1 protein-coding gene (cut by a window edge) is annotated in these 26,065 nt (G+C 70.7%); it reads left to right on the top strand.

Features of this window, described 5'->3' with window-relative positions; genetic code table 11:
- Positions 1-26,065 carry the 3' portion of a non-ribosomal peptide synthetase gene (locus BOX37_RS29365; protein ID WP_084760358.1) on the top strand. The gene continues 18,560 nt to the left of window position 1, outside the view, so the window shows 26,065 of its 44,625 coding nt (coding positions 18,561-44,625); the start codon falls outside the window, past its left edge; the stop codon is at positions 26,063-26,065.

The following is a 26,065-nucleotide window of genomic DNA, read 5'->3' as shown; positions in this document are numbered from 1 at the left end:
CACCGAGACCACGATCATGACCAACATCAGCGACGCGCTGGTGCCGGGCGAACTGGTCACCATCGGTGGCCCGACCCGCGGTATGCGCTCGCTGATCCTGGACGCCCAGCTCCAGCCCGTTCCGGTGGGTGTCGCGGGTGAGCTGTATCTGTCGGGCATCCAGCTGGCCCGCGGCTACCACGCCCGTGCCGGACTCACCGCCGACCGTTTCGTCGCCGACCCGTTCGTCTCGGGCGAGCGGATGTACCGCACCGGAGACGTGGTCCGCTGGACCGGCGAGCGTACGGTCGAATACGTCGGCCGCTCCGACTTCCAGGTCAAGATCCGCGGCTTCCGTATCGAACTGGGCGAGATCGACTCCGCTCTCGCCGCGCACGAGACCGTCGACTTCGCCACCACCATCGGCCACAAGAGCACCGCGGGCGCGGTCTCGCTGGTCGCGTATGTGGTTGCCGCGCCGGGTCATTCGATCGATGTCGCGGCGCTCACCGCGCACGTCGAGGATCGCCTGCCCGCCTACATGGTGCCCTCGTCGATCATGGTGATCGACCGGGTGCCGCTGACCCCGGTCGGCAAGCTCGACCGCAAGGCGCTGCCCGAGCCGGTGTTCGCCACCGAGGTCACCTTCCGGGCCGCGCGCAGTTCCATCGAGCAGACCATCGCCGAGGTGTTCGCCGAGGTCCTCGGCGTGGAGCGGGTCGGTGTCGACGATTCGTTCTTCGCCCTCGGCGGCGACTCGATCGTCTCCATCCAGCTCGTCTCGCGGGCCAAGGCTCGTGGCGTGCTGTTCACCCCACGCCACGTCTTCGAGCAGCGCACCGTCGCCGGCCTGGCGTCGGTCGCCGAAACCGCTGATGTGGCAGCGGCTTCCGCGGTCGCGCTGGCCGAGCTGCCGGGTGGTGGTGTCGGTGAGATGCCGCTGACCCCGGTGGTCCGGTTCATGGCCGAGCGGTCCGGCTCGTTCGACCGGTTCAACCAGACCATGGCGCTGGAACTGCCGGTCGGGATCGATCGCGCGGGTATCGCCGCCACCGTCGGCGCGGTGATCGACCGCCACGACATGCTGCGGGCGCGCCTGCACCGGGTCGACGGCCGCTGGATCGTCGACACCGCGCCGGTCGGCGCCGTCGATGCCGACGCGCTGATCGATCACAGCACCTTCGACGCCAACGTCACCGACGCCGAACTCGTCGAGATCGCCTCGGCCGCACTGGATGCCGGCCTGGACCGGCTCGATCCGGCGGCGGGCGTCGTGGTCCGCTTCGTGTGGCTCGAGCCCACCGAGACCAGTTCCACACCGACGGTCTCCCTGTCCGGCACCGACGACACCGCCGCGAAATCCACCGACTCGGCGCGAGCCGGACGACTGATCGTCCTGGCCCACCACCTCGTGGTCGACGGCGTCTCCTGGCGCATCCTCGTCCCCGACTTCGTCGCGGCTTGGGGCCAGCTCTCCGCCGGTCAGCAGCCCGAACTGGTCGCCCCGGCGACCTCCATGCGGGCCTGGGCGCACGCGCTGGCCGATGAGGCCCGCACCCCCGAGCGCGCCGCCGAACTCGACTTCTGGCGCGCGGTCGTCGACACGCCCGATCCGCTGCTCACCGAGCGGCCGATGGACCCGGCGATCGACGTCTCCGGCGTCATCGAGAAGCTGCCGGTCGAGGTGTCCGCCGAGGTCACCAAGGCCCTGCTCACCACCGTTCCCGCCCTGTTCCACGGTGGCGTGAACGATGGCCTGCTCACCGCACTGGCCCTGGCCGCCGCCAAGTGGCGTGCCACCCGTGCCGGTACGGCCAACGCACACGGCAACGGCAGCCGTGGCTCGCGGACCGACAGTGACGCGCTGCTGGTCCGGCTCGAGGGCCACGGTCGTGAGGAGGAGATCGCGCCCGGCGCCGATCTGTCCCGCACGGTCGGCTGGTTCACCGCGATCTTCCCGGTCCGCCTCGACCTGGCCGGGATCGACCTCGACGCCGCGCTCGCCGGTGGACCCGCGCTGGGTCAGGCCGTCAAGGCGGTCAAGGAACAACTGCTCGCCGTGCCCGACAAGGGCATCGGCTACGGCCTGCTGCGCTACATGAACGCCGAGACCGCCGCGGACCTGCCCACCCAACTGCCCGGCCAGATCAGCTTCAACTACCTCGGCCGCGTGGCCGATTCCGACGTGCCCGACGCCCTGCGCGGCTTCGGCTGGATCCCCGCGCCCGAGCTGGCCACCCTCGGCGGCGCCTACGACGCCGACATGCCCGCCATGGCGCCGCTGGACGTCAACGCGATCGTGGTCGGCGACAAGCTCAGCGCCAACATCGGCTACCCGAGCACCCTGCTCGACGAGGCCGAGGTCCGCGAATTCGCCGACCTGTGGGTCAGCGCGCTGGAAGCCGTCGCCCGCCATGCCAACTCCTCGGGCGCGGGCGGTCACACGCCGTCGGACTTCGCGCTCGTGCGCGCCACCCAGCGCGATATCGACGGCTGGGAGCAGCGCTACCCCGCGCTGACCCAGGTCTGGCCGCTGGCCGCCCTGCAGGCCGGTCTGTTCTTCCACGCCCGCCTGGCCGCCACCTCGGTCGACGTCTACACCGCGCAGGCGGTCCTGACGCTCACCGGCCGGGTCGACGCCACCCGGCTGCGCGCCGCCGCCCAGGCCCTGCTCGACCGGCACGAGACGCTGCGCACCGCGTTCGTCACCGACCACGACGGCAATGCCGTGCAGGTCGTCCTCGACACCGCCCGCGTGGCCTGGACCGAACACGATCGCACCGAATCGGGCGAGTTCGCCGACCTGGTCGAGGCCGATCGCAACGCCCGCTTCGATCTGGCCGCCCCGCCGCTGATCCGGTTCACCTTGATCCAGGTCGCCGAGCACGAGTGGCGCTTCGTGGTCTCCAACCATCACATCCTGCTCGACGGCTGGTCGACGCCGCTGGTCATGCGCGACCTGCTCGCGCTCTACGCCCTGCACGGAGACTCCAGCGCGCTGCCCGCGGTCCGCTCCTACCGCCACTTCCTGGAATGGATCGCCCAGCAGGATCACGCGGTCTCGGTGGCCGCCTGGTCCGACGCGCTGCGCGGCGTCACCGAACCGACGCTGCTGGCCCGTCCCGACGCCAGCCGGGAGATCGCCGCGCTGTCCGAGGAGTACCTGTTCGACCTGGACGAGGCCACCACCGCCCGCTTGGTCGCGCTGGCCGCCGACCTCGGCGTCACGCCGAACACGGTGCTGCAGGTGGCCTGGTCGATCGTGCTCGGCCGGATGACCGGCCGTGACGACGTGTTGTTCGGCACCACCGTCTCCGGCCGTCCCGCCCAGCTGTCCGGCGTGGAATCCATGGTCGGCCTGTTCATCAACACCGTCCCGGTGCGCGTGCGCTTCGACGCCGCCGAGACGGTGCGCGAGGTGCTCACTCGTACCCAGATCGAGCAGGCCGACCTGCTCGATCACCACTACATCGGCCTGGCCGAGATCCAGTCGGCCGCCGGGATCGGTGGGCTGTTCGACTCGCTGGTGGTCTTCGAGTCCTACCCGGTCGACGCCGAGGGCATCAAGGCCCAGGCCGCCGACATCGACGGCATGGCCGTCACGGGCGTCGACGCCGCCGACGCCACCCACTACCCGCTGTCGCTGATCGCCCAGCTCGATACCCGGCTCCGCATTCGCGCCGGGTACCTGAGCGAGCTGTTCGACGCCGCCACCGTGCACCGCATCGCCGAGCGTCTGGTCCGGGTGCTCACCGCGATCACCACGGAACCGGCTGTCGCCGTGGGTGATATCGAGCTGCTCGACACCGCCGAACGCGACCTGGTCGTGCGTGACTGGAACGCCACCGCGCACGAGGTCGACACCACGGCCACCCTGGTCTCGCTGTTCGAGGCCCAGCTGGCGCGTACCCCGCAGGCCACCGCCCTGACCTACGAGGGCACGAGTCTGTCCTACGCCGAGTTCGCCCAGCGGGTCTACCGCCTGGCGCGTTGGCTCGTCGATCGCGGTGTCGGCCCGGAAACCTTTGTCGCGCTGGGCATGCGCCGCTCGATCGACCTGGTGGTCGGCATGTACGCGGTGAGCGTGGCCGGTGGCGCCTATGTGCCGCTGGATCCCGATCACCCGGCCGAGCGCACGGAATACATTCTGGCGACGGCGGATCCGGTGTGTGTGCTCACCTCCGGCGTCGATCTGGAGACCGACACCGCGCAGGTCCGCATCGATCTGCTCGATCTGGACGGCTACACCGACACCCGCGTCACCGACGCCGAACGCACTGTGCCGCTGCGTTCTTCGAACACCGCCTACGTGATCTTCACCTCGGGTTCGACGGGTCGTCCGAAGGGTGTCGCGGTCAGCCATGGCGCGATCGTGAACCGCCTGGTCTGGATGCAGGAGCAGTACGGCCTGACCGCTGACGATGTGATCCTGCAGAAGACCCCGGCAACCTTCGACGTGTCGGTGTGGGAGTTCTTCTGGCCTTTGCAGATCGGTGCGCGCCTGGTCGTGGCGAAGCCGGATGGTCATCGTGATCCGGCGTATCTGGCCGAGACCATCCGCGCCGAGGGCGTCACCGTCACGCACTTCGTGCCGTCGATGCTCGCGGTCTTCGTCGCCGATGCCGCCGCCGCGCAGTGCGGGTCGCTGCGCATGGTGTTCGCCTCCGGTGAGGCCTTGCCGCCCAAGCCCGCCCACCGTCTGCGCGAGCTCACCGGTGCGGCCCTGCACAACCTGTACGGCCCCACCGAGGCCGCGGTCGACGTCACCTTCCACGAGGTCGTCGACGCCGACACCGACATGGTGCCGATCGGTGCGCCGGTGTTCAACACCCAGGTCTACGTCCTCGACGCGCGTCTGCGGCCCGTGCCGGTGGGTGTGGCGGGTGAGCTCTACCTCGCGGGCACCCAGCTGGCGCGCGGCTATGTCGCCCGTCCCGACCTGACTGCGGATCGTTTCGTCGCCGACCCGTTCTCCGAACTCGGCGAGCGCATGTACCGCACCGGTGATCTCGTCGCCTGGACCGAGCACGGTGAGCTGGAGTACCTGGGCCGCACCGACTTCCAGGTCAAGCTGCGTGGTCTGCGGATCGAGCTGGGTGAGATCGAGTCGGCGCTGACCGGTCTCGACGAGGTCGCCCAGTCGGTGGTCGTCGTGCGCGGCGACCAGCACACCGGCGATCAGCTGGTGGCCTACGTCATCCCGGCGATCGGGCGAGCCGTCGATGTCGAGGACGCCCGCGAGGAATTGGGCAACAACCTGCCCGCCTACATGGTGCCCGCGGTGATCATCGTCCTCGACGAGTTCCCGCTCAACGCCTCCGGCAAGCTCGACCGCAAGGCGCTGCCCGCGCCGGTGTTCGAAGCCGCGGTGTTCCGCGCCCCGACCACCCCGGTCGAGGAGATCGTCGCCGCCACCTTCGCCGGGGTGCTCGGCCTCGACCGCGTCGGTCTCGACGACGACTTCTTCGCCCTCGGCGGCAACTCGCTGACCGCCACCCAGGTCGCCGCCCGCCTGTCGGCGGCGCTGGAAACCGATATCGGCGTGCGCGAGCTGTTCGAGTCGTCCACGGTCGCCGGGCTGGCCGCCCGCGCCGAGACGCACTCCGGCACCGACCGGCGCGCGCCGCTGGTGCCCCAGCAGCGCGGCGAGCGGGTGCCGCTGTCGCTGGCGCAGCAGCGCATGTGGTTCCTCAACCGCTTCGATCCCGAATCGGCGGTCGACAACATCCCGGCCGCCGTGCGGTTGTCGGGCCTGCTCGACCGGCAGGCGCTGCAGGTGGCGGTGGCCGATGTGCTGGCCCGCCACGAGTCGCTGCGCACCTACTACCCGGAGGTCGCCGGCGCGGCCCACCAGGTGATCGTCCCGACCGGCAAGGTCATTCCCGATCTCGCGCCGATCGAGACCACCGACACCGAACTGCCGCAGCGGCTTTCGGCGCTGGTGCGCACCGCCTTCGATGTCACCGCCGAGGTGCCGTTCCGGGCCGCGCTGTTCGAGGTGAGCCCCACCGAACACGTGCTCGCCCTCGTCGTGCACCACATCTCCGCCGACGGCTTCTCCATGGGCCCGCTGACCCGCGACGTGATGACCGCCTACAGCGCCCGCGTCGAAGGCGCCGAACCGGCCTGGCGTCCCCTCGATGTGCAGTACGCCGACTTCGCCCTGTGGCAGCGTGCTGTGCTCGGCTACGAGGACGACGCGAAATCGGTGATCGCCCAGCAGATCTCGTTCTGGGGCGAGCGGCTGCGCGGCCTGCCCGAGCAGCTGGACCTGCCCGCCGACCGGCCGCGTCCCGCCCTCGCGAGCGGACGCGGCGCCACCCACACCTTCGAGATCGACGCGCGCACCCACGCGGCGCTGACCGAACTGGCCCGCAGCCGTGGCGCGACCCTGTTCATGGTCGCCCACGCCGCGCTGGCGCTGCTGCTCTCGCGCCTGTCCGGTGAGCGCGACATCGCCATCGGCACCCCGATCGCGGGCCGGGGCGAGCGCGCGCTCGACGATCTGATCGGCATGTTCGTCAACACCCTGGTGCTGCGCACCGAGGTCGACGGCGACGCCAGCTTCACCGACCTGCTCGGTTCGGTCCGCGCGGCCGACATCGCGGCCTTCGGTCACGCCGACCTGCCGTTCGAGCGGCTCGTCGAGATCATCAACCCGGCCCGTTCGCAGGCACGGCACCCGCTGTTCCAGGTGATGCTGGCCTTCCAGAACACCGGCCAGAACAGCCTCGAACTGCCCGGCCTCACGGTCAGCGGCGTCGACCTGCCGATCGATGTGGCCAAGTTCGATCTGCAGGTGGTGCTCACCGAGAAGCGCCCGGCGGCCACGGAAGCGAAGCGTGACCACACAGGGGCCTCGGGAGCGGATCGGTCCGACGCTGCGAAGCCCGCGGATGCGCCGTCGGGCATCGTCGCCGAGCTGATCTACGCCACCGATCTGTTCGACGCGGCCACCATGGACCGCTTCGGCACCCGGTTCGCCCGACTGCTCACCCAGATCGCGGCGGCCCCGGAGCGTCCGGTCGGCGATATCGCCCTGCTCGATGTCACCGAGGCCGCACAGGCTGTGCGCGGGTGGAACGACACCGCGCGTGAGCTGCCCGAAGCGGGCACGCTCGTCGACGAGTTCGCCCGGCAGGCAGCGGCGACCCCGAACGCGGTCGCCCTGGTCGACCCGGCCGCCGGTGCGACGCTGACCTATGCCGAATTCGCCTCGCGCGTGCACCGTTTGGCGCATCGACTGATCGATGCCGGTGTCGGCCCGGAGGCGCTGGTCGCGCTCGGCCTGCGCCGCGGTATCGACCTGGTCGTGGCCGCGTACGCGGTCCAGGCGGCCGGTGGCGGCTACGTGCCGCTCGACCTCGACCAGCCCGCCGACCGCATCGCGTATGTGCTGGAGACGGCCGCGCCGGTCGTCGTCCTCACCACCACGCGCGACGGGTTCCGGATCGACGACGTCGCGTCCACGGATTCGGCCGAACACGGTGCCCCGACCGCGCGCCCCGCCGTGAGCGGCGAGGGCGAAGCGGCCACCCCGCTGACCTTGGTCATCGATGCGCTCGACCTCTCGGCGTACCCGGATACGCAGGTCACCGACGCCGACCGCATCGCCGCGCTGCGCCCGCGGCACCCGGCCTACGTCATCTTCACCTCCGGCTCGACCGGCCGCCCCAAGGGCGTCGCCGTGCCACACGCCGCCGTGGTGAACCAGATTCGCTGGATCACCGGCGAGTACGGCATCGGCGCCGACGATGTGGTGCTGTTCAAGACTCCCGCCACCTTCGACGTGTCGGTGTGGGAGCTGTTCGGTCCGCTGAGCACCGGCGGCCGACTGGTCGTCGCCAGCGCCGACGGCCACCGCGATCCGCAGTACCTGGCCGATGTCATTGCCGCACAGCGGGTCACGATGACCTCGTTCGTGCCGTCGATGCTCACTGTTTTCGCGGGCAGCATCGATGAAGCCGCGGTGCGGGGCGGAGTTCTGTCCTCGCTGCGTGCCCTGCTCATCGCGGGCGAGGCCTTCACCGGCGACGCGGTCACGGCGCTGCGCCGAGTGAGCGATGCCGCCCTGTTCAACCTGTACGGCCCCACCGAGTTCACCGTGCACGCGACGCACGGCCCGGTCGCCGACCAGGTCGACGGCGCCGCTTCTGATGGCGGTGCTCCCGAGGGCCCTGCGTGGTCACGCTCCGCTACCGCCTCCGGGCCCGCCGCTCGCACCGCGGTCCCGATCGGTACGCCCGTCTGGAACGCCAAGGCGTACGTGCTGGATTCGCGCCTGCACCCGGTCGCCGCCGGGGTCGCCGGTGAGCTGTACCTGGCCGGTGACCAGCTGGCGCGCGGCTACTTCGGCCGCCCTGATCTCACCGCCGACCGCTTCGTCGCCGACCCGTTCGGTGAGGACGGCGCCCGCATGTACCGCACCGGTGACCTGGTGCGCCGCGACGCGAACGGCGTCATCACCTACCTGGGCCGCACCGACTTCCAGGTCAAGCTGCGTGGTCTGCGCATCGAGCTCGGCGAGATCGAGGCCGCGCTCACCGCGCACGACTCCGTCGCCCAGGCCGTGGTGGTCGTGCGCTCGCACGCGGGCACCGGTGACCAGCTCGTCGGCTACCTCGTGCCCGCCACCGCCGGACGACCGGCGGGCGCGGACTCGGCGAGCACGCGCTCCGGTGCCGCCGAGAACGTCGACATCGACACGCTCCGTGCGCATCTGGCCGCGCAGCTGCCGTCCTACATGGTGCCCGCCGCGTTCGTCGTGCTCGACGAGATGCCGCTGTCGGCCAACGGCAAGCTCGACCGCCGCGCCCTGCCCGATCCGGTGTTCGAGGCGCGCGAGTTCCGTGCGCCGCGTACGCCGATCGAGGAGATCGTCGCCGCCACCTTCGCCGAGGTGCTCGGCCTGACCGGCGAACGCGCCGTCGGTTTGGACGACGACTTCTTCGACCTCGGCGGGAACTCGCTCGTCGCCACCCAGGTCGTGGCCCGCCTCGGCGCCGCCCTGGACACCCGCGTCCCCGTGCGCGTGCTGTTCGAGGCGCCTTCGGTGGCCGCGCTGGCCGCCAAGGTGGAGACCCACGCGGGCAGCGGCAGCCGCCGCGAGCTCGTCGCCGGACCGCGCCCGGAGCAGATCCCGCTCTCACTGGCCCAGCAGCGCATGTGGTTCCTCAACCGCTTCGACAGCACCACCGGGGTCAACAACATCCCGCTCGCGGTGCGCCTCACCGGTGCCCTCGATGTCGACGCGCTGCGCCAGGCCGTCGCCGATGTGGTCGAGCGGCACGAAGTGCTGCGCACCGTGTATCCGGAGACCGCCGAGGGGCAGGGCGTGCAGGTGGTCCTGCCCGCGAATGTCGCGCCGATCTCGCTCGACCCGATCACCGTCGACGAGGACGAACTGCCCGACCGCATCAGCGAACTGGTGCTCACCGGCTTCGACGTCACCGCCGAGGTGCCGGTGCGCGCCGCGCTGTTGCGCATCGCGGGCTCCATGGACGGCTCGCACCCCGACACTCACGTGCTGGTCTTCGTCGTGCACCACATCTCCGGCGACGGCTGGTCGGTGCGCCCGCTGGCCCGCGACGTGATGATCGCCTACGCGGCGCGTTCGCGGCACCAGGCGCCGGGTTGGGCCCCGCTGCCGGTGCAGTACGCCGACTTCGCGCTGTGGCAGCGCGAAACCCTGGGTGCCGAGGATGATTCGTCGTCGATGATCGCCCAGCAGGTCGCGTACTGGTCGCGGCACCTGGCCGGGCTGCCCGATCAGCTCGACCTGCCGACCGACCGGCCGCGTCCTGCCGTGGCCTCCAACCGCGGTGGCGTGCACGAGTTCTCGATCGATCCGGCCCTGGCCGCGAGCCTCAACGCGCTGGCCCGCGAACACGGTGCCAGCCTGTTCATGGTGGTGCACGCCGCGTTCGCCGCCCTGCTCGCCCGCCTGTCCGGCACCGACGACATCGCCATCGGCACCGCCGTCGCCGGTCGTGGTGAAGCGGTGCTCGACGACGCTATCGGCATGTTCGTCAACACCCTGGTGCTGCGCACCGCGGTCGACCCGGCCCAACCGTTCGCGGAGTTGCTCGCGCAGACCAGGGAGAACGACCTCGCCGCCTTCGGCCACGCCGACCTGCCGTTCGAGCGGCTCGTCGAGATCCTCAACCCGGCTCGTTCGCAGGCGCGGCATCCGCTCATCCAGGTGATGCTGTCGTTCCAGAACACCGGTGAGGCGTCGTTCGAACTGCCCGGTCTCGAGGTCGCCGGCGTGCCGCTGGACGTGGTGACCGCCAAGTTCGATCTGCACCTGAACCTGACCGATCGCCACCGCCCCGACGGCTCGGCCGACGGCATGACCGCCGAATTCGCCTACGCCACCGACATGTTCGACGCCGACACCATCGCCGCGCTCGCCCAGCGCCTGGTGCGGGTGCTGACCGCGGTAGTGGCCAAGCCGGCTCGCGCGATCGGCGAGGTCGACCTGCTCGACGCGGCCGAGCGTCGCACGGTGCTCACCGAGTGGAACGCCACCGCGTACCCGGTCGACCAGGCCGCGACGCTGGTCTCGCTGTTCCAGGCGCGGGCCGCGGCCACGCCGAACGCGACGGCTCTCACCTTCGAGGGGACGAGTCTGTCCTACGGGGAGTTCGCCGCCAGGGCGAACCGTCTGGCCCGCCACCTGATCGCCCAGGGCGTCGGCCCGGACACCATGGTCGCGCTGGGCATGCGCCGCTCGATCGACCTGGTGGTCGGCATGTACGCGGTGAGCGTGGCCGGTGGCGCCTATGTGCCGCTGGATCCCGATCACCCGGCCGAGCGCACCCACTACGTGCTCGCCACCGCGGCGCCGGTGTGCGTGCTGACCACTGCCGCCGACGAATTCGACGCGGGTGCGACGACCGCGCTCGACATCGCGAACCTGGATCTGTCGGAATACTCCGACGCACCGGTCACCGATGCCGACCGGACCGCCCCGCTGCGTCCGTCCAATACCGCGTACGTGATCTTCACGTCGGGTTCGACGGGTCGTCCGAAGGGTGTCGCGGTCAGCCATGGCGCGATCGTGAACCGCCTGGTCTGGATGCAGGAGCGCTACGGTCTGACCGCTGACGATGTGGTGCTGCAGAAGACCCCGGCCACCTTCGACGTGTCGGTGTGGGAGTTCTTCTGGCCCTTGCAGATCGGTGCGCGGCTGGTGGTCGCGAAGCCGGATGGTCATCGTGATCCGGGGTACCTGGCCGGGATCATCCGCACCGAAGGCGTGACCACCGCGCACTTCGTGCCGTCGATGATGTCGGTGTTCGTCGCCGAGCTGACCGAGTCCGCCGCGGTCTCGCTCGCCGACGGCCAGGAGCCGAGCGCGAGCAGCCTGCGCCTGGTCTTCGCCTCCGGTGAGGCGCTGCCCGCGCCGACCGCCCAGCGCCTGCGTGCCCTCACCGGTGCGGCCCTGCACAACCTGTACGGTCCCACCGAGGCCGCGGTCGACGTCACCTTCCACGAGGTCACCGACGCCGACGCCACCTCCGTGCCGATCGGCGCCCCGGTGTTCAACACCCAGGTATACGTGCTGGATTCGCGCCTGCACCCGGTGCCCGTCGGCGTCCCCGGCGAGCTGTACCTGGCCGGGGTGCAGCTGGCGCGCGGCTACGTCGCTCGTCCCGACCTGACCGCGGATCGCTTCGTCGCCGACCCGTTCTCCGAACTCGGCGAGCGCATGTACCGCACCGGTGATCTCGTCGCCTGGACCGAGCACGGTGAGCTGGAGTACCTGGGCCGCACCGACTTCCAGGTCAAGCTGCGTGGTCTGCGGATCGAGCTCGGCGAGATCGAGGCCGCGCTCACCGCGCAGCCCTCGATCGCCCAGTCGGTGGTCGTGGTCCGCTCCGACGACCGCCTCGGCGACCAGCTGGTCGGCTATCTCATCCCCGCCGCGGGGATGAGCATCGACCTCGACGCCGTGCGCACCGAACTCGGCGCCGACCTGCCGACCTACATGGTCCCCACCGCGTTCGTCGTGCTGGATGCCTTCCCGCTCAACGCCTCCGGCAAGCTCGATCGCAAGGCGCTGCCCGCGCCGGTGTTCGAGGCCAAGCAGTTCCGGGCGCCCTCGACCCCGATCGAGGAGATCGTCGCGGGCACCTTCGGTGACGTGCTCGGCGTGACCCGCGTCGGCGCCGACGACGACTTCTTCGAACTCGGCGGCAACTCGCTGCTGGCCACCCAGGTCACCGCCCGCATCGGCGCGGCGCTGGACACCCAGCTCTCGGTGCGCGACCTGTTCGAGGCCTCGACCGTGTCTGCCCTGGCCACCCGGGTCGAGCACAACGCGGGCTCCGGCCGGACCCGCCCGCGCCTGACCGCGGGGGAGCGGCCCGCCCGCATCCCGCTCTCGCCCGCCCAGCAGCGCTACTGGTTCCTCAACCAGTTCGACACCTCCACCTCCGCGGTGGACAACATCCCGCTGGCCGTGCGCCTGACCGGCGATCTCGACGTACCCGCGCTCGAACAGGCCATCGGCGACGTGTTCGCCCGGCACGAGATGCTGCGCACCACCTACCCGCGCTCGGCCGAGGGCCCGCACCAGGTGATCCTGCCGATCTCGCAGAGCCGCGCGCAGGTGCACCACATCGCCGTCGCCGAGGCCGACCTGCTCGGCACGGTCATCGACTTCGCGATGACCACCTTCGACGTCACCGAAGAGGTGCCGCTCAAGGTCGCGCTGTTCGAGCTCACAGAATCCGATGGCGGTGCTCACGAGAGCTCTGCGGGGTCACGCTCCGCCGCCGAGCCCGCTGTTCGCACCGGCACCGACCATGTGCTCGCCTTCACCGTGCACCACGTCTCCGCCGACGGCTCCTCCATGGGCCCGCTGGCGCGCGACATCATGGCCGCCTACGTGGCCCGTGTGCAGGGCGAGACGCCGCACTGGGCGCCGCTGCCGGTGCAGTACGCCGACTACGCGCTGTGGCAGCGTGAGGTCCTCGGCGACGAGGTCGACCCGGAATCGCTGGCCGCCAAGCAGGTTTCGTACTGGCGGACAGCGCTCGCCGGACTGCCCGATCAGCTCGAACTGCCCGCGGACCGCCCGCGCCCGCCCGCGCAGTCGTTCCAGGGCAAGGCGATCCGCTTCGAGATCGACCCGCAGCGCCACGCGGCACTGCACAACCTGGCCAGGGCCAACAACGCCTCGCTGTTCATGGTCGTACACGCCGCCCTCGCGGTGCTGCTCGCGCGCCTGTCCGGCACCGACGACATCGCCGTCGGCACGCCGATCGCGGGCCGTGGTGAACGCGAACTCGACGACCTGATCGGCATGTTCGTCAACACCCTGGTGTTCCGCACGGTCGTCGACCCCGGCGCCACCTTCGCCGACCTGCTCGCCGACGTGCGCGAACGCGACCTGGAAGCCTTCGCCAATGCCGACGTGCCGTTCGAGCGCCTGGTCGAGGTACTCAACCCGGTGCGCTCCACCGCGCGCAACCCGCTGTTCCAGGTGGGCCTGTCGTTCCAGAACCTGGCCGACACCACCTTCGAACTGCCCGGCCTCACCGTCAGCGCGGTCGACTACGACTCGCAGCTGGCCAAGACCGACCTGCACGTCACCCTCTACGACCGCTACACCGACGACGGCGCGCCGGCCCAGCTGGTCACCGAATTCGGTTACGCCATCGACTTGTTCGACGAGTCGACGGTGCAGAGCTTCGCCGACCGCTTCCTGCTCGTCCTCGACGCGGTCGCCGCCGACGCGAGCATTCCGGTCGGGGACATCGACCTGCTCGAGGCCGAGGAGTCCGCGCGGATCGTCACGGACTGGAACGACACCACGCACGCGATCGACACCGACGCCACGCTGGTGTCACTGCTCGATGCGACGGTGGCCGCCACCCCCGACGCGGTCGCGCTGGTTGTCGACCTGCCGGACGGCGTGACCTCCGACGACGCCGCCCGGCCGGTCGGCCTCTCGGCCGAGCGCGGCGGTCCGACCGCCGAGGATGCGGCCGGGTCCACCGGTGGTGGAGCGGTTTCCCTCGGCCGCACCGCCGACGCAGTTGTCGCCGGTCGCCGTGAGCTGACCTACGCCGAGCTCGATGCCGAGGTGAACCGCCTTGCACGACACCTGATCTCGCTCGGCATCGGCACCGAGGACCGGGTGGCGCTTGCCATCCGGCGCTCCGCCGAGCTGGTCATCGCCATGTACGCGGTGGCCCGCACGGGCGCGGCCTACGTGCCGATCGACCCCGATCAGCCCGCCGAGCGCACCGATTACATCCTGGAGACGGCCGCGCCCGCCGTGGTCCTGACCACGGCGAACGCCGAATTCCGCACGGCGGCGGCCGAAGTGATGGTTCTGGACGAGCTCGATCTGAGCGAGGTCAGTGCCGCGCCGATCACCGGTCGTATCGTGGCTCCCGCGAACACCGCGTACGTGATCTTCACCTCGGGCTCCACCGGCAAGCCCAAGGGTGTCGCAGTCCCGCACGGCGCGATCGTCAACCAGCTCCTGTGGAAGGCCACGGAATTCGGCATCGGCGCCGATGACGCGGTCCTGCTCAAGACCGCCGCCACCTTCGACCTCTCGGTCTGGGAGTTCTGGACCGCCGCCGTGACCGGCGCCCGCCTGGTGGTCGCCACCGCCGACGGCCACCGCGACCCGGCCTACCTCAACGACCTGATGCGGGCCACCGGCGTCACGACGCTGCATGTGGTGCCCTCGATGCTCGACGCGCTGCTCACCGAATCCGGTGCGGCCCTGCCGCGTACGTTGCGCCGCGTCCTTGCCATCGGTGAGGCGTTGCCCGCCGCCACCGCGCAGCGTTTCCGCACGGCGAACACCGCCGCGCTGGTCAACCTCTACGGCCCGACCGAGGCCGCGGTCTCGATCACCAGCCACGCGGTCACCGACGCCGACCAGGTGTCGGTCTCGATCGGTTCGCCGGAGTGGAACAGCCGGGTCTACGTGCTGGATTCGCGTTTGCGCCCGGTGCCGGTCGGTGTGTCCGGCGAGCTGTACCTGGCCGGTGCGCAGCTGGCGCGCGGCTACTACGGTCGCGCCGACCTCACCGCCGACCGTTTCGTCGCCGACCCGTTCGGCGCCGACGGTGAGCGCATGTACCGCACCGGTGACCTGGTGGCCTGGAACGCCGACGGCGAACTGGACTACCGTGGCCGCACCGACTTCCAGGTCAAGATCCGCGGCTTCCGTATCGAGCTCGGCGAGATCGAAGCCGCGCTGCTGCGTCGGCCCGGCATCGCCGCTGCCGCTGTGCTCGCCCACACCGACCCCGTCGTCGGCGACCGCCTCGTCGCCTACGTGGTCGCCGATACAACGCCCGATGCCGCCGAACCCGACGCCGACATCGACAAGGTCGCGCTGCGCGCCGCGCTCGCCGCCGAGCTGCCGTCTTACATGGTGCCCACCGTGTTCCTGCAGCTCGACGCGCTGCCGCTCAACGCCAACGGCAAGCTCGACCGCAAGGCGCTCCCGGAGCCCGAGGTCGAGAAGGCGGTGTTCCGCGCCCCGGTCAGCCCGAGCGAACAGCTCGTCGCGGCCACCTTCGCCGAGGTCCTTCGCCTCGACGTCCAGCCGCGACCGGCGGGCCCGGAGGCGGTAGCGAAGCGTGACCACGCAGGGCCCTCGGGAGCGGCTGAATCCGACACAGACAAGCGCTTCGGCCTCGACGACGACTTCTTCGCCTGGGGTGGCAACTCGCTGCTGGCCACGCAGGTCGCCGCCCGCCTCGGCGAGGCCCTCGACACCCGCATCCCGGTTCGCCTGCTGTTCGAGGCGTCCACGGTGGCCGCGCTGGCCCAGCGGGTCGAGCAGCACTCGGAGACCGGTGATCGCAAGGCGCTCACCGCCGGACCGCGCCCCGAGCACATTCCGCTCTCGCTCGCGCAGCAGCGGATGTGGTTCCTCAACCGCTTCGACACTCAGTCCGCGGCCTACAACGTGCCGGTCGCGGTCCGCCTCACCGGCGACCTCGACGTGGCCGCGCTGCGCGCCGCGGTCACCGACCTGGTGACCCGGCACGAGATCCTGCGCACCGTCTACCCGCAGACCGAATCCGGTGCGGCACAGGTGATCCTGTCGCCCGCCCAGGCCGCGCCGGAACTGCTCGAGCGCACCGTCGCCGCCGACCAGATGGAGACCGCGGTCGCCGAACTGCTCGGCACGATCTTCGACGTCACTGTCGAGGTGCCGCTCAAGGTCGCGTTGTTCCGGGTCGAGAACGCGGTACCCGATGGCGATGCTTCCGAGGGCCCTGCGTGGTCACGCTCCGCTCGCGTGTCCCAGCCCGCCGACATCATCACGGGCGAATTCGTCCTCGCCATGGTCGTGCATCACATCTCCGGCGACGGCTCCTCGGTCGCCCCGCTGACCCGCGACCTGATGACCGCCTACGCGGCCCGCGCCACCGGCCACGAACCCGGCTGGGCCCCGCTGGCGGTGCAGTACGCGGACTACAGCATCTGGCAGCGTGACCTGCTCGGCAGCGAGGATGATCCGGACTCGATGGCGTCCAAGCAAGTCGCGCACTGGAAGCGGGCGCTGGCCGAGCTGCCCGATCAGCTCGACCTGCCCGCCGACCGGCCGCGTCCCGCGGTGCAGACCTTCGCGGGCGGCAAGGTCGATCTGCAGATCGACGCCGAGACCCACCGCGCACTGGTCGAACTGGCCCGTGCCGAAGGCGCGACGCTGTTCATGGTGGTGCACACCGCCCTCGCGGTCCTGCTCGCGCGCCTGTCCGGCACCGACGACATCGCCATCGGCACCCCGATGGCCGGTCGTGGCGAAGCGGCCCTCGACGACATGATCGGCATGTTCGTCAACACCCTGGTCTTCCGCACCAGGGTCGATTCGGGCGAGGCGTTCACCGAGCTGCTGGCCCGCCAGCGCGAGGACGACATCGCCGCCTTCGCCAATGCCGACGTGCCGTTCGAGCGCCTGGTCGAGGTGCTCAACCCGGTGCGCTCCACCGCCCGCCACCCGCTGTTCCAGGTGGGCCTGTCGTTCCAGAACCTCAGCCGCAGCACCCTGGAACTGCCCGGCCTGACGGTCTCCGGGCTCGACATCGACTCCAAGCTGTCGCAGTTCGACCTGCACCTGATCGCCACCGACCGCTACGGCGACGCCGGTGAGCCCGAGGGCATCTCGGGTCTGTTCACCTACGCCACCGACCTGTTCGACCACGCCACGGTCGAAAGTTTCGTGGCACGGTTCGTCCGCCTGCTCGCCGCGATCGTGGACACCCCGCGCACCGCGGTCGGCGACATCGAACTGCTGGCACCCGCCGAACGCACCCAGGTACTCGACGCGCGCAATGCCACCGACTACCCGGTCGACACCGATGCCACGCTGGTGTCGCTGCTCGACGCGACGGTGGCCGCCGATCCGAAGTCGACCGCCCTGGTCACCGACGACGGCGCCCAGCTCAGCTACGCCGAACTCGACGCGAAGGTGAACCGCCTCGCGCGGCACCTGATCTCGCTCGGTGTCGGCCCGGAGGCCCGCGTCGCGCTGGCGCTGCGGCGCTCGGTGGACCTGATCGTCGCGATGTACGCGGTGGCCAAGTCCGGTGGCGCGTACGTGCCGGTCGATCCGGATCAGGCGGCCGAGCGCACGACCTACATCCTCGAGACAGCGGCACCGGTCTGCGTGCTGACCAATGCCGACGCCGAGTTCGACAGCGATGTCGCGCCGGTGGTGCGCATCGATGAACTCGATCTCGAAGCCCTCAGCGGCGCACCGGTTTCCGATGCCGAGCGCACCGAGCCGCTGCGCCCTGACAACACCGCGTACGTCATCTTCACCTCCGGTTCCACCGGTCGTCCGAAGGGTGTCGCGGTGCCGCACGGCGCCATCGCCAACCAGCTGCAGTGGAAGCTGATCGAATTCGGTCTCGACGCCGCCGATGCCGTGCTGCTCAAGACCGCCGCCACCTTCGACCTCTCGGTCTGGGAGTTCTGGTCGGCCGCCGTCTGCGGCGGGCGCCTGGTGATCGCCGCGCCCGACGGCCATCGCGATCCGGCCTACCTCAACGAGCTGATGGCGCGGGAATGGGTGACCACTCTGCACGCGGTGCCGTCCATGCTCGACGCACTGCTCGCGTCGGGGATGCCGGACTCGCTGTGGCGGGTGCTGGCCATTGGTGAGGCGTTGCCGGGCTCGCTGGCCCAGCGGTTCCGCGCCGAGTTCAAGCGCACCGAACTGTTCAACCTGTACGGCCCGACCGAGGCCGCGGTCTCGATCACCGCGCATCGGGTGAACGCCGCCGACCAGGTGTCGGTCTCCATCGGTTCGCCGGAGTGGAACAGCCAGGTCTACGTGCTCGACGAGCGCCTGCGCCCGGTGCCCGACGGTGTGTCCGGCGAGCTGTACCTGGCCGGTGCCCAGCTGGCGCGCGGCTACTTCGGTCGCGCCGATCTGACCGCCGACCGCTTCGTGGCCAACCCGTTCACCCCCGGCACCCGCATGTACCGCACCGGTGACCTGGTGGCCTGGCACAACGGCGAACTCGACTACCGGGGCCGCACCGACTTCCAGGTGAAGATCCGTGGCTTCCGCATCGAGCTCGGTGAGATCGAGGCCGCGCTGCTCGCGCTGCCCGAGATCGCCCAGGCCGCGGTCATCGCCAAGTCCGACCCGCGCACCGGTGACCGTCTGGTCGCCTACCTGGTGGGTACGGATATCGATGTGGCGCAGGTGAAGTCGACCCTGTCGGAGGGTCTGCCATCCTACATGGTGCCCGCCGTGTTCGTCGTCCTCGACGCGCTGCCGCTCAATGTCAACGGCAAGCTCGACCGCAAGGCGCTGCCCGAACCGGAGTTCGAGGCGCAGGTCTTCCGTGCGCCCTCGACTCCGATCGAGGAGATCGTGGCCGGGGTGTTCGCGGAGGTGCTCAGTGCCGAGCGCGTCGGTGCCGACGACGACTTCTTCGCTCTCGGCGGCAACTCGCTGCTGGCCACCCAGGTCGCCGCCCGCCTCGGCGCGGCGCTGGACAGCCGGGTGCCCGTGCGCCTGTTGTTCGAGGCCTCGACTGTGGCCGGGCTCGCGGTGAAGGTCGAGCAGGGTGCGGGCGCCGGTGGGCGGCGCGCGCTGGTCGCCGGACCGCGCCCGGATCAGGTGCCGCTCTCGCTCGCCCAGCAGCGCATGTGGTTCCTGAACCAGTTCGACACCGGCTCCGCGGTGAACAACATCCCGGTCGCCGTCCGCCTGTCGGGCGCCCTGGATGTCGAGGCCCTGCAGCTGGCCGTCGCCGACGTGCTGGCCAGGCACGAGACCCTGCGCACGGTGTACCCGTCGGCCAACGGCACACCGCACCAGGTGATCCTGCCGGTCGAGGGCAATGTCCCTGACCTGACACCGGAAACCATCGCGCCCGAGCAGGTCCGCGACAAGATCGCCGAAGTGATCTCCACGGGCTTCGACGTGCTCTCGGAAGTTCCGTTGCGCGCCAAGCTCCTGCACGTCGGCACCGACGAGTACGTGCTCGTCTTCGTCGCGCACCACATCAGCGCCGACGGCTGGTCCATGGGTCCGCTGACCCGCGATGTGATGGTGGCCTACGCCGCCCGCGCCGTCGGGGAACGTCCGGGCTGGGCGCCGATGCCGGTGCAGTACGCCGACTTCAGCGTCTGGCAGCGCGAGGTGCTCGGCTCCGAGACCGACGAGACCAGCCTGGTCTCCCAGCAGGCCGACTACTGGAAGCGCGCACTCGCCGGCGTCCCCGACGAACTGAACCTGCCCTTGGACCGGCCGCGTCCGAGCACGCAGTCCTTCGCCGGTGGCCGGGTGCTGTTCGCCATCGACACCGAGACCCATGCCGGGCTCTCGGCCATCGCCCGCGAGCACAACGCGACGTTGTTCATGGTCGTGCACACCGCGCTGGCGGTGTTCCTGGCCCGCATGTCGGGCACCGAGGACATCGTCATCGGCACCCCGATCGCGGGCCGCGGCGAGGCCGAACTCGACGATGTGATCGGCATGTTCGTCAACACCCTCGCCCTGCGCACCCAGGTAGACGGGCACCTCGGCTTCACCGAACTCCTGGCCCACGCCAAGGAAGCCGACCTGGCCGCCTTCGCGCACGCCGACATCCCGTTCGAACGCCTGGTGGAACTGCTCAACCCCGAGCGCTCCACCGCGCGGCACCCGCTGTTCCAGGTGGCGCTGTCGTTCGAGAATCTGCCCGACGCCAGCTTCGAACTGCCGGGCCTGTCGGTCTCGGCGGTCGACTTCGACGTCGACACCGCCAAGTTCGACCTGCTGCTCACCGTGCGTGAGGCGGGCGCGGGTGATGACGCAGGCGCTTACGCCGAGTTCTCCTACGCCAGTGCGCTGTTCGACCATTCCACGGTCGAGAAGTTCGCGCAGCGCTTCGGGCGCCTGCTCGCCGAGGTCGTCGCCGACACCACCACGGCGATCGGCGATCTCGAACTCCTCGACACCGTCGAACGCGCCGAACTGCTCACCCGCACCGGCGGTCCCGCCGCGTCGACGAGCACCCTGCCCGAGCTGCTGGCCCAGGCCGTGGCGACCAACCCGACCGGTCCGGCGATCATCGCACCGGGCGAGTCGGTCGACACCGGGCTGGTCCACGCCCTCACCGCGACCAGCACGCTGGACGCGGCGCGGCGCGCGGGCGCGTCGGCCGATGCCGACCCGGCGACTTCGGGCGAACTGGTGCGTGCGGGCGAGTCCGCTGGGCTCGCGGCGGCTCAGGCGCGCTCGCTGACCTACGCCGAACTCGACGCGGCCTCCGCACGGCTGGCGCGGGTGCTCATCGCGCGTGGCGCCGCACCGGAGACGGTCGTCGCCATCGCCATGGAGCGCTCGCTCGAGACCACCCTCGCCATCTGGGCAGTGGTCAAGTCGGGTGCGGCGTTCCTGCCGGTCGACCCGAAGTACCCGGCCGACCGCATCGCGCACATGATGTCGGATTCGGGTGCGGCGCTGGGGATCACGGTGTCGGCCGAGGTCGACCACCTGCCCGCGCCCGCGCTGGGTGAGTGGCTGGTCCTCGACGACCCGGATCTGCACGCAGCGGCCGCTGAAAAGTCCGCGGCGCCGATCACCGACGCGGACCGTCGTGGTGCGGTCCACTCCGGCAACACGGCCTACATGATCTACACCTCGGGTTCGACGGGTCTGCCCAAGGGCGTCGTCGTCTCCCACACCGGCGTGGCCAACTTCGCCGCCGCCCAGGTGGCCCAGTTCGGCCTCGGCCGCGACGCCCGCACCCTCGCGTTCGCGTCCCCGTCGTTCGACGCGTCGATCCTCGAGTTCCTGCTCGCGGTCGGCTCGGCGGGCGCGCTGGTGATCACGCCGGTCGGCGTGGTCGGTGGCGAGGAACTGGCCGAGATCATCGTCGGCCAGCAGCTGACCCACGTGTTCCTCACCCCGCTGGTCGCGGCGTCGATGGAACCCGCGGCGCTGGCCGGGCTGGAAGCGCTGATCGTCGGCGGTGACAAGGCCCCGGTCGACCTGGTGGCGAACTGGCACAGCGCGGGCGCCGACCCGGCGCACCACCGGTTCTACAACGCCTACGGTCCGACCGAGGCGACCATCGCGACCAACCTGTCCGACGCCCTGCTGCCCGGCGACACCATGAACATCGGCGGCCCGATCGCCGGTGCGACCGTGCTGGTGCTCGACAGTCGTCTGCGTCCGGTGCCCGAGGGCGTGGCCGGTGAGCTGTACCTGGGCGGTCTCCCGCTGGCTCGCGGCTACCACGCGCGCCACGGCCTCACCGCCGAACGGTTCGTCGCCAGCCCCTACCCTGTGTCAGCCGGCAGCCCCGCGGTGGGCGAGCGGCTGTACCGCACCGGTGACGTCGTCGCCTGGCGCACCGTCAACGGCAAGCCGGTCGTGGAGTACGTGGGCCGCAACGACTTCCAGGTGAAGATCCGCGGTTTCCGGATCGAACTGGGCGAGATCGACGCGGTCCTCACCGCGCACGACGACGTCGAGTTCGCCGCCACCATCGGCCGCACCACCGACGCGGGCGCCACCATCCTGGTGTCCTATGTCCGGGCCACCCCGGGCACCGCCGCCGACCCGGCCGCACTGGTCGAGTACGCGGCCGGACAGCTGCCCGCGCACATGGTGCCCGCGGCCGTGCTGGTGCTCGACGAGATCCCGCTGACCCCCGCGGGCAAGCTGGACCGTCGTGCCCTGCCCGAGCCGGTCCTCGCCCCGCGCGAGTTCCGCACCCCGACAAGCGAAGTCGAGGCGATCATCGCCGCGGTCTTCGCCGAGGTGCTCGGCGTGGACGCGGTCGGCCTGGACGATTCGTTCTTCGCCCTCGGCGGTGACTCGATCCTGTCCATCCAGCTGGTCTCGCGCGCCAAGGACCGCGGCGTGCTGTTCAAGCCGCGCGATGTGTTCGACAAGCGCAGCGTGGCCGGACTGGCCGAGATCGCCGTGCTCGCGGGCGATGCCGACCAGATCGTGCTCGAGGAACTGCCCGGCGGCGGTGTCGGTGACATTCCGATGCTGCCGATCATGCGCCAGATCCTGGCCGGTGGCTCCACCTACGACCGGTTCTCCCAGTCGATGGTGCTTCGCCTGCCGGACAACATCACCGAGGAGGTCCTGCACGCCACCATCGGCGCGGTCTTCGATCACCACGATGTGCTGCGCTCGCGGGTCGTCAAGGATGCCGAAAAGGGTTGGCTCTTCGAGGCATTGGCTCCGGGCGGGGTCGACGTGACCACGCTGGTGCGGCGCGTCGAGGTCTCCGGTGAGATCGGTGACGAGCAGCTGTCCAAGCTGGCCTCGGTCGAATACGACGAGGCCATGGGCCGCCTCGACCCCGCGAACGCCGCCATGGTGCAGTTCGTCTGGTTCGCCTTCGGCGAGAACACCGACGGACCGCGCCGCCGCGACGTGCTGCTCGTGGTGGGCCACCACTTCGTGATCGACGGCGTCTCCTGGCGCATCCTGATCCCGGACCTCGGTATGGCCTGGGGCCAGATCGCGGCCGGTCAGCCGGTCGCGCTGCCCGCCAACGGCACCTCGATGCGGCGCTGGGCCCACAGCCTGGTCGAGCAGTCGCCGGACCGGCGCGCGGAGCTGCCGTTCTGGCGCGAGATCTCGGCTACCGCCGATCCGCAGCTGGGCGCGCGGGCGTTCGACCCGCGGGTCGACACCTTCGCCACCGTCGACCGGGTGCAGGTCACCCTGTCGCCCGAGGTCACCGACGCGGTGCTCACCGCGATCCCGGGTCTGTACCACGGCGGCGTCAACGACGGGCTGCTCACCGCCCTCGCGCTGGCCGTATCCCGCTGGCGCGGTGACGAATCCGGTGGTGCGGCGCTGATCAAGCTGGAGGGTCACGGCCGCCAGGAAGAGATCGTCGCCGGTGCGGATCTGTCGCGTACCGTCGGCTGGTTCACCACCGCCTTCCCGGTCCGGCTCGACCTGGCCGGTGCCGATCTCGACGACGCCTTCGCCGGCGGCTCCGTGCTCGGCGAGGTGATCAAGTCGGTCAAGGAGCAGATGCTCGGCGTGCCCGACAAGGGCATCGGCTACGGCATGCTCAAGTACCTGACCGGCGAGGGCGCGGATCTGCCGAGCGTCGGCCAGATCAGCTTCAACTATCTCGGCCGGGCCACCGCGGGCGAGATCCCCGCCGAACTCGCCGAACTCGGCTGGGTGCCGGTGGCGGACCTGGGCCGGCTCGACGCCGAGATGGACCTGGACATGCCCGCCAACGCGACGCTGGACATCAACGCCATCGTCAACGACGGCGACGAGGGCCCGCAGCTGGGCGCCAACATCGCCTTCCCGACCGGGCTGCTCACCACCGAGCAGGCGCAGGAGTTCGCCGACCTGTTCGTGGCCGCGCTCGGCGCGCTGGCCACCCACGCGCAGCGCGTCGACGCGGGCGGTTTCACCCCGTCCGACATGCCGCTGGTCCGGGTCGGACAGTCCGACATCGAGCTGTGGGAGCGCGACTACCCCGCACTGTCGGAGATCTGGCCGCTCTCGCCGCTGCAGGCGGGCCTGATGTTCCACGCCATGCTCAGCTCGGCGACCGTCGACGTGTACACCGTGCAGGCCGTGCTCGACCTGACCGGTCCGCTCGACACCGAGCGACTGCGCAACGCGGCCCAGGCCGTGCTCGACCGGTACCCGAACCTGCGGACCGCGTTCGTCACCGATTCGGCCGGTCAGCCGGTGCAGGTGGTGCTGTCCGAGCTCGAGGTGCCGTGGCGCGAGGTCGACCTGACCGACCTGCCCGCCGACGAGCGCATGCCGCGGATGCGCCAGCTGCTGGTGGCCGACCATGCCGACCAGTTCGACATGGCCACCGCGCCGCTGATCCGCTTCGGCCTGTACACGACCGGCGAGGGCACGGCGCACCTGGCGATCACGGTGCACCACATCCTGGTCGACGGCTGGTCCATGCCGCTGCTCATGCGCGACCTGCTGGTCCTCTACGCGGTACACGGTGACCTCACCGCGCTGCCGCGGGTGGCCTCCTACCGCAACTTCCTGTCCTGGCTCTCGGGCTGGGATCGGGAACAGTCGCTGCGGGCCTGGTCGGAGGCGCTGGCCGGGGTCGAGAGCCCGACCCAGCTCGCCCCCGCGCCGCGCGCCGCGGAGCGCTACGAGCTCGAGAAGGTCATCGTCGAAATCGACAGCGACCGGACCAGGGCGCTCGGCAAGTTCGCCGGTGAGCTCGGTGTCACCGTGAACACGCTGCTGCAGACCGCGTGGGGCATCGTCGTCGGGCGTCTCACCGGCCGCGACGACGTGGTGTTCGGCGCGACCGTGTCCGGTCGCCCGGCCGAGCTGCCCGGTGTCGAGTCGATGGTGGGCCTGTTCATCAACACCCTGCCGGTGCGGATTCGGATCGACGACCGGATCAGCGCGGAGGAGCTGACCAAGCGGGTGCAGTCCGAGCAGGCCGAACTGCTCAGCCACCACTTCGTCGGCCTGTCCGACATCCAGCGGGTCGCCGGGGTCGGGTCGCAGTTCGACACGCTGCTGGTGTTCGAGTCCTACCCGATGGACAAGGACGCGGTCACCGCGGCGAGCTCGATCGACGGCATGCAGGTCACCGGTGTCGGCCTCGACGACGCCACCCACTACCCGCTCACGCTGGTGGTGATGGCCGAGTCGACCATCGAGATCACCATGAAGTACCTGACCAGCACCTTCACCGGTGACGAGGTCCGCACGCTGTCGCAGCGCCTGCTGCGGGTGCTCGACGAGCTGCTCGACAACCCGACCGGACTGGTCGGCGACATCGACATCCTCGACGCGGGCGAACGCGCCAAGCTGCTCGCCGAATCCGGTGTGACCGCGGCGGTTTCGGCGCCGGTCGTCGGTGCCGGAGTCGGCGCGCGGACGGTGGCCAAGGTGCTCGGCGAGGTCGTCGAAGCCGATCCGCAGGCTCCCGCCCTGCTGCGCGGTGACAGCGAGATCGCCTACAGCGCGCTGGATCGCAAGTCCTCGCAGCTGGCTCGCGTGCTGATCGACCGCGGCGCGGGCCCCGGCGACGTGGTCGCGATCTCGCTGCCTCGCGGCGTGGATTCGGTCCTGGCCGCCTGGGCGGTCCAGAAGGCCGGCGCGGCAGTCCTGTTCGCCGGTGACCTCACCGGCGTCGAGATCGCCGCCGCAGGCGCGTCGTTCGGCATCAGCGCCGCCCCCGTGGCCGGTGCCGCCGGAACCTGGCTGGTCCTGCCCGACCTGGAGGCCGAGATCGCCGCCGCCGCAGCGCATCCCGTCTCCTACGCCGACCGGGTTCGTCCGCTGTCCGAAGACCACCCGGCCTTCGTCCAGGTCACCGGCGAGCACACCTCGACGCTCACCCAGAGCGCCGCGGTCGCCCTCGCCGACCGTCTCCGCGACGACCACGGCATCGACTACGAATCCACCACCTACACCACCCACGCCTCCGGCCCGGCCGCCATCGGGGAATTCCTGGCCGCGTCCACCGCGGGCGCGTTGTCGGTGCTCCCCGACGCCTCGGTCGACGACGACCTGGCCGACGGCGAGGTGACCCACTGGTTCGTGCTCGCGGGTGATGTGACGGGCGTGGCCGACGACGAGATCACGGTGATCGTCGCCGAGTAG

Source organism: Nocardia mangyaensis (assembly GCF_001886715.1).
Classification (GTDB): Bacteria; Actinomycetota; Actinomycetes; order Mycobacteriales; family Mycobacteriaceae; genus Nocardia; species Nocardia mangyaensis.
Note: the sequence above shows the minus strand (reverse complement) of the source record. Positions and strands in the feature narration are given on the sequence as shown.